Here is a 13,720-nt window from a genome sequence, read left to right on the forward strand (position 1 = left end):
TCAGAGGGCCCACGTCAGAGCCCACACGGTGGCCACCAGCCCCGCCACCGCCAGGCCCGCGCCGGTGATCAGGAAGCGGCGCATCGGCACCCGGACCTCGTGGCGGCGGCACGACTCGAACCACAGCAGCGTCGCCAGCGACGCCCACGGGGTGATGACCGGCCCGACGTTGGTGCCGGCCAGCAGCGACAGCAGGCGGCCCTGGTCGGCGGCCGGGATGACGGCCTCGACGGCCTTGTAGGCGGGCAGGTTGTTGATCACGTTGGACAGCCCGGCGCCCACGGCGGCCGTGCGGTAGGGGTCGCCCTCGGTGCCGATCATCCAGGCCATCAGGTCGGACAGGCCGTGCCGGCTCAGCGTCGGCACCACCAGGAACAGCCCGGTCACGAAGACCACGAGCTGCCACGGGAACAGCTCCCAGGTCAGGCGCTCGCGGGCGCGCAGCAGGAAGGCCACCACGACGATCAGGGCGGCCGCCCCCGCGGCCACGGCCACGTGCGCGTTGAGCAGCAGCAGGACGATGAACAGCAGGCACCCGGCCGCCGCGGCGGCGAACAGCACCCGGTCGGCCACCGGCTCCAGCACCGGCGGGCTGTAGCGCAGGTCACGCCGCTCCCCGCGCCGCCAGTAGAACGCCCACAGGAACACCATCGTCACCGCGATGGCGGCCAGCTGCGGCGCCCACATGCGGGCCGCGAACTCCTGGGCGTCGAGGCGGAGCTTGCCCATGGCCAGGAGGTTGGTGAGGTTGGAGACCGGCAGCAGCAGGCTCGCGGTGTTGGCCAGCCAGATCGTGGTCATGGCCAGGGGCAGGGGGGCGATGCGGGCCTTGGGGGCCAGGGCGAGCATGACGGGGGTGAGCAGGACGGCGGTGGTGTCCAGGTTCAGAAATATCGTGACGAAGGACGCGAAAGCCGTACAGAGGAGGAACAGGGCGGCGTAGTTGCCGCGGCCCAGCACCGCCATCCGCGCGGCGATGGCGTCGAAGACCTGGGCTTCCTTGGTCAGCTCGGCCAGCACGATGACCGCCACCAGGAAGATCAGCAGCGGCCAGATCTCGTCGAGGCTCTCGGCGGCGGCCTCCCGTGGCAGCAGCCCGGTCGCCACGAAGACCAGGCCGAGCACCAGGAGCCCGATCCTGATCCAGTCGAGCACGCCAAGACGCCGCAGCACCGTACGATGATCGCATAGATGCTCCGAGACCCCGACCCCGCGGGGGGATACTGAACGGCATGGCACGTGACGGCAGGCCGACCGACATCTTCGTCAGCTACTCCCCGGCCGACACCGCGTGGGCGACCTGGATCGCCTGGGAGCTGGAGGCGGCGGGCTACCGGACGATGATCCAGGCGTGGGACTTCGTCCCCGGCACCAACTTCATCGACTTCATGGACCGCGGGGTCAGCGAGGCCCAGCTCGTCGTCGCGGTGCTCTCGCGCAACTACCTGACCTCCCGCTACGGCCGCCTGGAGTGGCAGGCGGCGCTGCGGGCCGACCCCGACGACCCCGCCAACAAGCTCGTCACGATCCGGCTGGAGGACGTCCAGCTCGAAGGGCTGCTGTCCACGATCACCTGGGTCGACCTGCTCGGCGTCACCGACCCCGGCCAGGCCAGGGCGCTGCTGCTGGGCCGGGTCCGGGAGGCGCTGGCCGGCCGGGCCAAGCCGGAGTCGGCCCCCGCCTTCCCCGACGGCACGCAGGCGCCCGCGCCCGTGCCGACGCTGCCGGAGCCGGCCGAGCGGGCCAGGGCCCGCCGCACGCCGGTCACCGCGCCCGCCTTCCCCCCGGCCGCGCGCCCCGGCGGCGGGCGGGAGTCGATCAGCGTGCTGCACGTCGGCGGCCCCCGGTTCGGCCGGGCGCTGCCCGACCCCGGAGACCCGTTCACGCCGGAGGACATGCAGGCGCGCATCTGGGCCGACCTGACCTCCCTGTACGACCGGGGCATGCCCCGCCCCGACCTCATGGTCGTCAGCGGCGACCTGACGGAGTCGGGCAGCCTGCGGCAGTTCGGGCAGGCCGCCAGGTTCGTGACCGACCTGCGGCTGCTGCTCGGGCTGGAGCCGCACCGGCTGGTGCTGCTGCCCGGGCCGCGCGACGTGACCAAGGCGGCGGCCAGCGCCTACTTCATGACGTGCGAGGCCGACGACGTGAGCCCGCAGCCGCCCTACTGGCCGAAGTGGCGGCACTTCGCCGGCCTGTTCGGCGAGGTCTACCAGGGGCTGGACGACCGGGTGTTCGACGGCGGGCAGCCGTGGACGCTGTTCGAGGTGCCCGACCTGAGGGTGGTCGTGGCGGGGCTCAACTCGACGATGGCGATGAGCCACCTGGAGCGGGACGCGTACGCGCTGCTGGGCGAGGGGCAGGCGGCCTGGTTCGCCGAGCGGCTGCGGCCGTACGAGGAGGCCGGGTGGCTGCGGCTGGGCGCGATGGGGCACCCGCCGGCCGAGCTGCGGGACGCGGTGACGTACGAGCGGCTGCTCGGCCACCGGCTCAACCTGCTCCTGCACGGCGGCCCGCCCTCCGGCGACCCCGGCGGCGAGGGCCGGGTGGCCGCGCCGCGCGCCGGCCGGCACCAGGTCGTCGTGATCACCAAGGACGGCATGCGGGTCTGGCGGCCCGACGCGGACGTGCCCGAGCGCGTGCCGGGCAGGTGGCGGGGCGCGCAGGCCACGTTCACCGGCCGCGTCCCCGACGTGCCCCCGCCCCGGCCGAAGCCGGAGGAGCGCGAGCCGAGCCCCGTCGAGCTGCTGCTCGACCGCATCACCGAGGTGTGCGAGGCGCGGCACGAGCGGGCCAGGATCCGCCGCTTCCCGGCCCACCTCGTGGTCACCCACCCCGAGGACGGCTTCGTGCGGCAGGCGATGATCGGCGCGCACGTCGGGGAGGTGACCGAGGAGGCCGCCGAGACCTTCGCCCGGCGGGCGCACGCCGCCGGGCTGAGCGCCGAGCTGGTCTTCCAGGGCCCGCCCGCGCCGCGCTCGATCCGCGACGACCTGATGCGGCAGGGGGTGCGGCTGCGCAGCTTCACCGAGTTCCAGGGCCTGCTCGACCTCACCGGCTACGTCGCCGAGCAGACCGCCCGGCTGACCGACGACCGCCGCTACCCGCCCGACCTGTACGTCCCGCAGCGCTACCGCGAGCTGGACCGCCCCGGCAGCCACGTCAGGGAGGGCCTGACGGACGAGCTGATGCGGCTGCTGGCCACCGACCACGGCCGCTTCCTGCTGCTGCTGGGCGACTTCGGCCACGGCAAGACGTTCGCACTGCGCGAGCTGGCCCGGCGCATCCCGGCCGAGCTGCCGCACCTGACGCCGATCCTCATCGAGCTGCGCGCCCTCGACAAGGCGCACTCGGTGGACGCGCTGGTGGCGGCCCATCTGGCCTCCCACGGCGAGGAGGTCATCGACCTCAAGGCGTTCCGCTACCTGCTGCGGCAGGGGCGGATCGTGCTGCTGTTCGACGGGTTCGACGAGCTGGTGACCCGGCTGACCTACGACCGGGCGGCCGACCACCTGGCGACGCTGCTGGCCGCGGCCGAGGACAAGGCGAAGATCGTGGTGGCCAGCCGCACCCAGCACTTCAAGTCGCACAGCCAGGTGCTGACCTCGCTCGGCGAGATGGTCGGGGTGCTGCCGCAGCGCCGGGTGCTCGGCGTCGAGGACTTCACCCACGACCAGATCCGCTCCTACCTGGCCAACCGGTTCGACGACGGCGACGAGGCCCACGCCCGCATGTCGCTGATGAGCGAGATCCAGGACCTCCTGGCGCTCGCCCAGAACCCGCGCATGCTCTCCTTCATCGCCGACCTCGACGCCGACCGGCTGCGTACCGTGGCCTCGGCCCGCCACACGATCAGCCCGGCCCTGCTGTACGAGGAGATCCTCGGCTCGTGGCTGGCCTTCGAGGAGCGCCGGGCGCGGGTGCCCGGCTCGGCCGAGGCGCTGACCGCCGACGAGCTGTGGCAGGCGGTGACGGCGCTGGCGCTGCGGCTGTGGGAGTCCGGCGAGGCGCTGCTCGGCGTGGACGAGCTGACCGAGATCGGCGAGACCCTGACCGACCTGGCCGGCGGCCAGCTCTCGGCCGCGCACGCCGCGCACGCGATGGGCTCGGGCAGCCTGCTGGTCCGCACCGAGGCGGGCATGTTCGGGTTCATCCACACCTCGGTCATGGAGTGGCTGATCGCCCGGCACCTCGCGCGGGGCAACCTCGCCCTGCTGGCCCGCCGCCCGCTGTCGGCGCTGACCGTGGAGTTCCTGTGCGACCTGGCGGACGTGCGGGCGCTGCGCGCCTGGGTGGCCACCCCGCCCGCCGACGACGTCTCCCGGGCCAACGCCGTCAAGATCGCCGCCCGGCTGCGCACCCCCGCCCGGGCCGACCTGCGCGGCGCGAACCTCAAGGGCGAGGACCTGTCGGCCCGCGACCTGCGCGAGGTGGACCTCACCGACGCCGACCTGTCGGAGGCCACGCTGGCGGGCAGCAACCTGTCGCGTGCCGTGCTGCGCGGCGCCCGGCTCACCGGCGCGCGGCTGGACGGCGCGGTGCTGGCCGGGGCCGATCTCACCGGTGCCGACCTGTCGGGGGCGCGGCTGGCGCAGACCGACCTCAGCGACGCGGCGGTGGAGGGCGCCCGCTGGCACCGGGCCACGCTCATCAACGTCACCGGCACGCTGCCGCGCCTGCCCGGCGCGGCCGTGGTGCCGGGGCAGCCGGTCGAGGTGGAGTTCGCCCCCGCCGGGATCGGCGTCCCGTACGGCTACCACTTCCAGACCAGCCGCCTGCCCGAGCCGATCGCCTACAGCCCCGACGGCGCCACCGTCGCCATCGGCAACGAGGACGGCGGCGTGCTGCTGTGCGTGGGCGGCGCGCCGGTGCGCACGCTGCGGGGCCACCGGGGCCGCGTCTACGCCGTCGCCTTCGCCGGCGACCTGCTGGTCACCGGGGCCGCCGACGGCGAGGTCATCCTGTGGGACGCCCTCACCGGCGAGCGGCTGCGCACGCTGACCGGCCACCCCGACGGCGTCTGGCCGGTGCGCCCCGGCCCCGGCGGCGAGCTGGTGGCGGCCGGGGGCGGCGACGGCGTCGTGCGGGTGTGGGAGAGCACCACCGGGCGCGCCGTGCACGAGCTGGCGGGCCACCAGGCGCCGGTCTACACCATGGCGTTCGGCCGCTCGGCGCTGGTGACCGGCGACGCGGCGGGCGCGGTGCGGGTCTGGGACCTGGAGTCCGGCCAGGTCCGGCACACCCTCGACGGCCACCGCGGCAGCGTCTACCGTACGGTGCTCAGCCCCGACGGCCGGCTGCTGGCCACCGGCGACGAGGCCGGGATGGTCCGGCTCTGGGACACCTCCACCTGGCGGCCCCTGCACACCCTCACCGGGCACGCCGGCAGCGTCTACTGCGTGGCGTTCTCCCCCGACGGCTCGCTGCTGGCCAGCGGCGACACCGCGGGCGGCGTGCGTCTGTGGGACCCGTCCGGGCAGGCGCTCGGCGTGCACACCGCGCACGCGGCCGCGGTCTACCAGGTCGCCTTCAGCCCGGACGGCCACGTCCTGGCCTCCGGCGACTCCGGCGGCGTGGTACGGCTGCAGCCGGTGGGCGGCGGGCAGCGGATCGAGCTGACCGGGCACCGCAGCTCGGTGTGGCCGTTCGCGTTCCGTCCCGACGGGCAGCAGCTCGCCACCAGCAGCAACGACGGCACCGTCCGGCTGTGGGACCCGTCCACCGGCCAGTGCCAGCGGGTGCTGCGCGGGCACGGCAGGCGCATCTCCTCCGCGCGCTTCAGCGCCGACGGCTCGATGCTGGCCACCAGCGGCAACGACGGCACCGTCCGGGTGTGGGAGCCGCGCACCGGGCAGCGGCTGCGCGAGTTCAGGGGCACCGCCGACCGGCTGATCTCCGCGCTGTTCTCGCCCGCGGGGCCGGTGCTGGCCACCGCCAGCAACGACGGCGGCGTGCACTTCTGGAACGCCGTCACCGGCGACTACGAGCGCGAGCTGCACGCCGAGACCGACCACGTGTGGGCCGAGGCGTTCAGCCCCGACGGCGACCTGCTGGCCACGGCCAACGACGACGACAGCGTCCGCATCTGGTACCGGCCCACCGGCCGGCTGGCGGCCAACCTGGTCGACCACCGCGGGCGGGTGCGCTCGATCGCGTTCAGCCCCGACGGCTCGTACGTGGCCACCGCCTGCGACGACCGGCTCGTCCGCGTCTGGCACGTGGCCTCCGGCGGCCGGGTGGCCACCCTCGAAGGGCACACCGACCGGGTCTACTCCGTGGCCTTCTCCCCCGACGGGCGGCGGCTGGCCAGCGCCGGCAACGACGGGCGGGCCCTGGTGTGGGAGCTGCGCCCCGGGCAGCCCTGGCAGCCGCGCCTGGAGCACACGATCGGCGGGCACGGCGGGCGGCTGTGGAGCGTGGCCTTCGACGCCACCGGCGAGCGGCTGGCCACCGGGGGCGACGACACGTTCGTACGCGTGTGGGAGGCCGCGAGCGGGCGGCGGCTGCACGTGCTGCCCGGGCACGCGCGGCGGGTCTGGTCGGTCGCCTTCAGCCCCGTCGAGGACCTGCTGGCCAGCGCCGGCGATGACGGCGTGGTGATCCTCTGGGCGGGCGGCGAGCGGCGGGCGACGCTGCTCGGGCTGCCCGAGGGGTGGGCGGCGCTGGCGCCCGACGGCCGCTACAAGGTGCAGGGGGAGCCGGGCGGGCAGTTCTGGCACGTGATCGGGATGTCGCGGTTCGAGCTGGGGGAGCTGGATCCGTACCTGCCGGGGGTGCGGCAGGTGCCGCTGGACTCACCCTTCTGAGGACGCGCCCCGCATGGGGCGGCCGAGCAGCGCGGTGGCCACGCGCTCGACGTGCGGGGCCAGGCCGGCCGCCCCCACCTCCGACAGGGCCGGGGTGGCGACGACCGAGCGCAGGATGCCGATGCCGACCAGCCAGGCGCTGAGCAGCTCGGCGCGCAGCTCGGCGTCCTCGCCCTCGGCCAGGCCGGCCAGGGCCTCGACGTAGGTGGCGCAGACCTCCTCGCGGATGCGGCGGCGGGTGTCCTCATGGTGGGAGGAGCGCAGCATGGCGACCAGCGGGTGCTCGCCGCCGTAGCGGGTCCAGTCCTGGAAGACGACGGCCTCGACCATGCGGGCGACCAGCTCGTCCTGGGGGCCGTCCAGGAGGTCGGCCGGGATCTCGGCGGTGGCCTCGTCGAACAGGGCCTTCTTCGAGCCGAAGTAGCGGAAGATCAGGGTGGCGTCCACGCCGGCGTCGGCGGCGATGTCGCGGACGCTGGTGGCGTCGTAGCCCTCGCGGGCGAAGCGCAGCCGGGCGGTCTCCAGCAGGCGGGCCCTGGTGGCCTCCCGGTCCCTCTTCGGCATGCGTACTCCTAGTCATCGGGTGTTGACATCCTACGGCCCCGGCGTGTTACGGTCCTCCAAGTCATCGTTCGATGACTTACTCTCCGAACCGAGGAGCGACGGATGCGGACCTTCGTGGTGGCGGGCGGCACGACCGGCATGGGGCGCGGGCTGGCGCTGCACTACCTGCGGGCCGGCGACCGGGTGACGGTCGTCGGCAGCGACCCCGGCAGGGGGCAGGACCTGCTCGACGAGGCGGCCCGGCTGGGGGCCGGGGAGCGGGCGGCGTTCGTCCGGGCCGACCTGACGTCGGTGGCGGAGAACCACCGGGTGATCGAGGAGATCAAGGCCCGCCACGACGCCCTGGACGGCCTGATCCTCACCGCCATGCGGTCCTTCCCGCGCCGCGTGGAGACCCCGGACGGCTTCGAGGCCGTCTTCGCCCTCTACTACGTCAGCCGCTTCCTGCTCAGCCACGGCCTCACCGGCCTGCTGGAGCGGGGCGGCGAGCCGATCATCGTGAACGTCTGCGGCGTCGGCATCACCAAGGGCTCGATCCACTGGGACGACCTGTCGCTCAAGGACGGCTACGGCGCCATCAAGGCCATACTCCAGGGCGGGCGCGCCACGGACCTGCTGGGCGTCGCCTACCCGGACGCCCACCCCGGCGGGCGCACCCGCTTCCTCCTGCACCACCCGGGCTTCACCGACAGCGGCACCCGCAGCCTCGCCCAGCCCGCCAGGACCGTCGTCCGCATCCTCGCCAGGCTCGCCGCCCAGCCGGTGGAGCGGGCCATCCAGCCGATCATCGAGCTGATCGAGAACCCGCCCGCCGGGCGCCTGCTCGCCTACGACCGCCGCGAACCGGTGGACCTGTCGCTGCCCACCCTCGACCCCGCCGCCGCCCGCCGCCTGTACGATCTGACCCGTCACCTCCTTCCCTGACCGTCCCGCTCTGCCCCTGGGTGGCCGGCTCGTGCGTCATTTGCGACGTTTGCCGCTCCTGGTCCCGGGACTGTGGGAGGATCCTGGGCTAGATCGTTTCGGCGGCGCGGAGCATCGCGGAGGGATGGCGCATGGCTACCTGCGGGAGGCTGGCCTCATGACCGGCGTACGGCACACCCGGCCGGACCGGCCCGCCCCGGACCCGGCAGCCTCCGCCCCGGCCCCCCTCACCCCCGCGCAACCCCACCCCACCGACCCGCACCCGGCCCCCGGCAACCCACCGGCACCCGTGAGCTCCACACCCGCTTCCGACCCCCAGGCGCCCCTGGCCGCCACATCCGCTCCCGGCCCGCAAGCGGCCGCTCCCGGCCCGCAAGCGCCCCCCGGTGCCGCGCCCCCTCCCGACCCACAGGCGACCTCCGACACCACGGCCCCTCCCGACCTGGAGACGGGCCTCGGCGTCATGCCTCCTCCCGGCCCGCAGGCGGCCGTCGGCGCCACGGCCCCTCCCGACTTGGAAGCGGGTCTCGGTGCCACGGACGCTTCCGGCTCGACGGCGGGTCCCGCGGCCACGACCGCTCCCGGCCTGGAGGGCGGGCCTGGGGGGCTGGGTGGGGACCCGGGGGTGGGCTTCGGTGGCGGGTATCCGGTGGTGGTGCGGCGGGAGGCCGCCGCGTGGCCGTCCGGGACGGGGGTGGAGGGTGACGAGACGCGGGGCGGCGAGCGGCGCGCGCGGGCCGTCCGGGCGGCGGCCGTGGTGATGGGCGTGGTCCTGCTGGCCCTGGCCGGGGTGCTGATCGCCATCCCCGCGTTCCGCACCACGCTGGACCCCGTCCCCCATCCGGGGTTCGTGCCGCCCACACCGCCCGCCGCCGCGCTGCGGCGCAGCCCGGCCGCCACCACCCCGCCCCGGACCGGGTCCCCCGCCGTGTCCCCCGCCATGTCCCCGGCCGTGCCCGCGTCCGTGCCCGCGTCCGCCCCGGTGACCGCGAACGCCGCACCCGCCGCACCCGGGGCCCCGCCGTCCCCGGCCGCCGCCGCCCCGGTCCAGTCCCGGCCGACGTCCCGTACGTCCTCCTCCCCCGTCATCCCGACCACGCCGGGCACGGTACGGCCGCAGGGCGCCCGCACCGGACGCGAGCGCAGCGCCCGCCCGCGCGCGATCCGCCCCCAGCCGGCCCGTCCCAGGAGGAGCGCGCTGGTCGTGGGCCACATGGAGGGCGACTCGGCGACCGTCCCCACGGACGGCACGCCGGGCTCCGCCGCGACCCGCACCCCGCCCCCGCGGGTCCCGGGCAGGATCACCGGCCGCACGGCCACCACCGGCGTCCCCCGCGCCCGCCGGTAGACACGGCCACCCGCTCCCGAATCACCCACCCCCTGAGTGAGGCACGAAGGGCGGGGCGGCGGCGGGGCGTCAGCCGTGGGCGGCGCGGCGCAGGAGGTGCTGCCAGACCTCGCGCACCCGCGCGTCCAGCTCCTCCAGCGTCCCCTCGTTGGGGATGACGACGTCGGCGACCGCCAGCCGCTCCTCCCGCCCGGCCTGGGCGGCGATGCGGGCCTTGGCGTCGGCCTCCGCCATGCCCCGGTGCTCGGCGAGCCGCCGGACGCGCACCTCGTCGGCCGCGTCCACGACGATCACCACGTCGTACATGGGGGCGAGCTTGTTCTCGGCCAGTAGCGGCACGTCGTAGACCACGATCGCGTCGCCGGGGGCCTCGCTCTGGAGCTGCGCCACCCGCTCCCCCACCAGCGGGTGCACGATGCCGTTGAGCGCGGCCAGCTTCTCGGAGTCGGCGAAGACGATCGAGCCCAGCTTCTCGCGGTCGAGGGTGCCGTCGGGGCGGAGCACCTCGTCCCCGAAGACCCCGACCACCCGGGCCAGCCCGACCGTGCCGGGCTCGACCACCTCGCGCGCGATCTTGTCGGCGTCGATCACGACGGCTCCGAGGGCCGAGAGCCGCCTGGACACCTCGCTCTTGCCGGAGCCGATGCCCCCGGTGAGCCCAATCTTCAGCACCGCAGCAGCCTACCCACGATCGTGCGGGCCGCGCACGGCCGGGCGGCGCCGGTCGTCACAGCGGAGGGGAGCGATCCGGCTCCCGCCGCAGATGGACCATGGTCAGGTGATCGTCCATCCGCTCGCGGTGGGTCTCCCGGTAGCCCAGGCGCCGGTACAGCCTGAGGTTGCCCTCGGACAGGTGGCCGGTGAACAGGTCGAACGCCGTGGCCTCCGGCACCCGCTCGTGCAGCGCGTGCAGCAGCGCCGTGCCGAGGCCCTGCCCCTGCCGGTCGGGGGCCACGACCAGCCGGCCGACGAGGCAGGTGGCGCCGGACAGCTGCCCGCGCACCGCGCCGACGATCCGGGTGCCGTCGAGCGCCTTGAGCACGACGCCCGTCTCGATGACCTTGCGTAGCTGTTCCAGGGACTCGACGAGCGGCGGGATGTAGGGGTCGCCGTAGAGCTGGGCCTCGCTCACGTAGGCCGCCCGTTGCAGGGTGAGGATCTCTCCCGCGTCCGCCGCCACGGCCCGTTCGATCGTCATGATCAGCACCTTACCGGCGGCCCGCGCGCTCAGCTCAGAACACGGAAGAACTCCCGCACCCCGGTCACGACCGACTCCGGCGCCGCCATCGCGACCATGTGGCTGGGGCTCTTCCCGTCCCCCCAGTACACGATGTCGTTGTGCCGCTCGGCGAGGCGGCGCAGCAGCGCGGGCCCGCCGTGCGTGGCCCCGGTGGGGACGGCACGCTGGTCGATCGGCATGCCGGCGGCCCCTTCGTAGTACGTCCATGACGACGACCCGCCGGTCCCGGTGAACCAGTACAGGCTGGCGTTGGTCAGCACGAGGTCCCGGTCGACGGGCTCCGCGACCGGCCCGCCGTCCCGCGGCCAGCCGTCGAACTCCTTGAACCGCTCCACCAGGTACGCCAGCTGCGCCACCGGCGAGTCGGCGAACCCGTGGGCGAGGGTCTGCGGCCGGTGCGCCAGGTAGGGGGCGTACCCGCTGCCCCCGGCCATCCGCTCCCCCGCCGTCCCCAGCCAGGCCAGCTCCTCCTCGCTCGCGCCCTCCAGCTCGGCCGGGTCGCCGGTGGGGATGCCGAGGCCCGCGGTGATGACGGCTCCGGTGACGTGCTCGGGGTCGAGGGCGGCGAGCCGCGCGGTGACCAGCGCTCCGGCGTCGTTGCCGTGGGCGCCGTAGCGCTCGTGGCCGAGCCGGCGCATCAGCTCGGCCCAGGTACGGGCCACTCGCTCGACGCTCCACGGCCGCTCGTCGGCGGGCTCGGGGAAGGGCGAGAAGGCGAAGCCGGGCAGGGACGGCGCCACGACGTGGAAGGCGAGCTCCGGGTCGAGCCCGTGGGCTCGGGGGTCGGCGAGCGGGCCGAGGACGCCGAGCAGCTCGGCGACGGAGCTGGGCCAGCCGTGCGTGACGATCAGCGGCAGCGCGTGCGGCTCCGGCGAGCGGACGTGCAGGAAGTGCACGCTCTGCCCGTCGATGACGGTCGTGTACTGGGGGAAGGCGTTGAGCCTGGCCTCCTGGGCCCGCCAGTCGAACTCCCCGGCCCAGTAGTCGGCCAGCTCCCGCAGGTAGGCCACGGGAACCCCGCGGCTCCAGCCGCCGGGGAGCCGGCGGGCCCACCGGGTGCGCCGCAACCGGTCGCGCAGGTCGTCGAGGTCTTCCTGGGGGACGGCGATGCGGAACGGCGTGATGTGCTCGGTCATGGACCGGACTCTAGGCGCCCATGCGGCAGGGATCGTTCCGCGTTCGCTCCCCCTTCCGCGTTTCTGCCCGGGCCGGTCCTCCTCGGGCCAGTCCTCCCCAGGCCGGTCCGGACACGCGGAAGGCCCCGCACGTACCGTGCGGGGCCTTCGCGTTCATCTCTGCGCGGCTGTGCTGCCTACCTGCTCAGCTCTGGCCGCCCGCGAGCTTCTCGCGCAGGGCCGCGAGCGCCTCGTCCGAGGCGAGCGCGCCGCCGACGGGAGCGGAGGACGACGAGGAGCTCTGCTGGGCCTGGGTCTCGCCGCTGTAGGACGTGGCGCCGCCCTCACCGGCCTCGGCCTCGGCCTTGCGGGCCTCCTCGATCTGCTTCCTGTGGGCCTCGAAGCGCTGCTGGGCCTCGGCGTACTGCCGCTCCCACTCCTCGCGCTGCCGGTCGAAGCCCTCGAGCCACTCGCCGGTCTCGGGGTCGAAGCCCTCGGGGTAGATGTAGTTGCCCTGGTCGTCGTAGGTCGCGGCCATGCCGTAGAGCGTCGGGTCGAACTCGACCTCGGCGCCCACGCCCTCGTTGGCCTGCTTCAGCGACAGGCTGATCCGGCGACGGTCGAGGTCGATGTCGATGATCTTGACGAAGATCTCGTCGCCGACCTGGACGACCTGCTCCGGGATCTCCACGTGGCGCTCGGCCAGCTCGGAGATGTGGACCAGGCCCTCGATGCCCTCCTCGACCCGGACGAACGCGCCGAACGGCACCAGCTTGGTGACGCGGCCCGGCACGACCTGGCCGATCTGGTGGGTGCGGGCGAACTGCTGCCACGGGTCTTCCTGGGTGGCCTTGAGCGACAGGGAGACGCGCTCGCGCTCCATGTCGACGTCGAGGACCTCGACCGTGACCTCCTGGCCGACCTCGACGACCTCGGAGGGGTGGTCGATGTGCTTCCAGGACAGCTCGGACACGTGGACCAGACCGTCGACGCCGCCGAGGTCCACGAAGGCGCCGAAGTTGACGATCGAGGAGACGACGCCCTTGCGGACCTGGCCCTTCTGCAGGGTGTTGAGGAACGTCTGGCGAACCTCGGACTGCGTCTGCTCAAGCCAGGCGCGGCGCGACAGGACCACGTTGTTGCGGTTCTTGTCGAGTTCGATGATCTTCGCCTCGAGCTCGCGGCCGACGTACGGCTGCAGGTCGCGGACACGGCGCATCTCGACCAGGGACGCCGGGAGGAAGCCACGGAGGCCGATGTCGAGGATGAGACCACCCTTGACGACCTCGATGACGGTGCCGGTGACGATGCCGTCCTCGTCCTTGATCTTCTCGATCGTGCCCCAGGCGCGCTCGTACTGGGCGCGCTTCTTGGACAGGATCAGGCGACCCTCCTTGTCCTCCTTCTGGAGAACCAGGGCCTCGACGTGTTCGCCGACCTCCACGACGTCAGCAGGGTCGACATCGTGCTTGATCGAAAGCTCGCGCGAGGGGATGACACCCTCGGTCTTGTAGCCGATATCGAGAAGGACCTCGTCTCGATCGACCTTGACGACGGTGCCCTCGACGATGTCGCCGTCGTTGAAGTACTTGATGGTCTCGTCGATCGCGGCGAGGAAGGCTTCCTCGGACCCGATGTCGTTGACCGCTACCTGCGGGGTGCTCGAGGTGGCCTCAGTGCTGGACGTCATGTGTGGAATTGCTCCGAACGCGGACAGGATGTC

The 13,720-nt window shown here is 74.1% G+C and carries 9 protein-coding genes; 3 read left to right on the plus strand and 6 right to left on the minus strand.

Features of this window, described 5'->3' with window-relative positions; all coding sequences use genetic code 11:
- Complete coding sequence (locus AB0H75_RS09225; protein ID WP_367793004.1) at positions 1–1,173, minus strand: SLC13 family permease; 1,173 nt, start codon at positions 1,171–1,173, stop codon at positions 1–3.
- 59 nt (positions 1,174–1,232) lie between these two features.
- Here AB0H75_RS09225 and AB0H75_RS09230 point away from each other — a divergent pair, with 59 nt between their 5' ends.
- Positions 1,233–6,806 carry a TIR domain-containing protein gene (locus AB0H75_RS09230; protein ID WP_367793007.1) on the plus strand — a complete coding sequence of 1,858 codons (5,574 nt, stop codon included), beginning with the start codon at positions 1,233–1,235 and terminating at the stop codon, positions 6,804–6,806.
- Here AB0H75_RS09230 and AB0H75_RS09235 read toward each other — a convergent pair.
- Positions 6,795–7,370, minus strand: coding sequence for a TetR family transcriptional regulator (locus AB0H75_RS09235; RefSeq protein ID WP_367793010.1), 576 nt, complete (start codon positions 7,368–7,370; stop codon positions 6,795–6,797). The genes AB0H75_RS09230 and AB0H75_RS09235 overlap by 12 nt on opposite strands.
- A gap of 102 nt (positions 7,371–7,472) precedes the next feature.
- Between AB0H75_RS09235 and AB0H75_RS09240 the strand changes: the two genes are divergently transcribed.
- Positions 7,473–8,294, plus strand: a complete 822-nt coding sequence (locus AB0H75_RS09240) for an SDR family NAD(P)-dependent oxidoreductase (protein ID WP_367793013.1) — start codon at positions 7,473–7,475, stop codon at positions 8,292–8,294.
- A gap of 625 nt (positions 8,295–8,919) precedes the next feature.
- On the plus strand, positions 8,920–9,642 hold the full coding sequence (locus tag AB0H75_RS09245) for a hypothetical protein (RefSeq protein ID WP_367793016.1): 723 nt from the start codon (positions 8,920–8,922) through the stop codon (positions 9,640–9,642).
- A 69-nt stretch (positions 9,643–9,711) separates the two neighbouring features.
- Here AB0H75_RS09245 and coaE read toward each other — a convergent pair whose 3' ends face one another.
- The 4 genes from coaE to rpsA all read right to left on the minus strand — a co-directional run bounded on the left by coaE (position 9,712) and on the right by rpsA (position 13,687).
- The gene (gene coaE, locus AB0H75_RS09250) at positions 9,712–10,314 is read right to left on the minus strand and encodes a dephospho-CoA kinase (RefSeq protein WP_367793018.1); all 603 of its coding nucleotides are present in this window, start codon (positions 10,312–10,314) and stop codon (positions 9,712–9,714) included.
- Positions 10,315–10,369: 55 nt separating this feature from the next.
- A complete protein-coding gene (locus tag AB0H75_RS09255) occupies positions 10,370–10,840 on the minus strand; it encodes a GNAT family N-acetyltransferase (protein WP_367793021.1) in 471 nt (156 codons plus the stop codon).
- A gap of 29 nt (positions 10,841–10,869) precedes the next feature.
- A complete protein-coding gene (locus AB0H75_RS09260) occupies positions 10,870–12,018 on the minus strand; it encodes an epoxide hydrolase family protein (protein WP_367793024.1) in 1,149 nt (382 codons plus the stop codon).
- A 184-nt stretch (positions 12,019–12,202) separates the two neighbouring features.
- The gene (gene rpsA / locus AB0H75_RS09265; protein WP_367793027.1) at positions 12,203–13,687 is read right to left on the minus strand and encodes a 30S ribosomal protein S1; all 1,485 of its coding nucleotides are present in this window, start codon (positions 13,685–13,687) and stop codon (positions 12,203–12,205) included.
- Positions 13,688–13,720 lie beyond the last annotated feature (33 nt).

Origin of the sequence: Nonomuraea sp. NPDC050783, assembly GCF_040802095.1 — a bacterium.
GTDB lineage: Bacteria > Actinomycetota > Actinomycetes > Streptosporangiales > Streptosporangiaceae > Nonomuraea.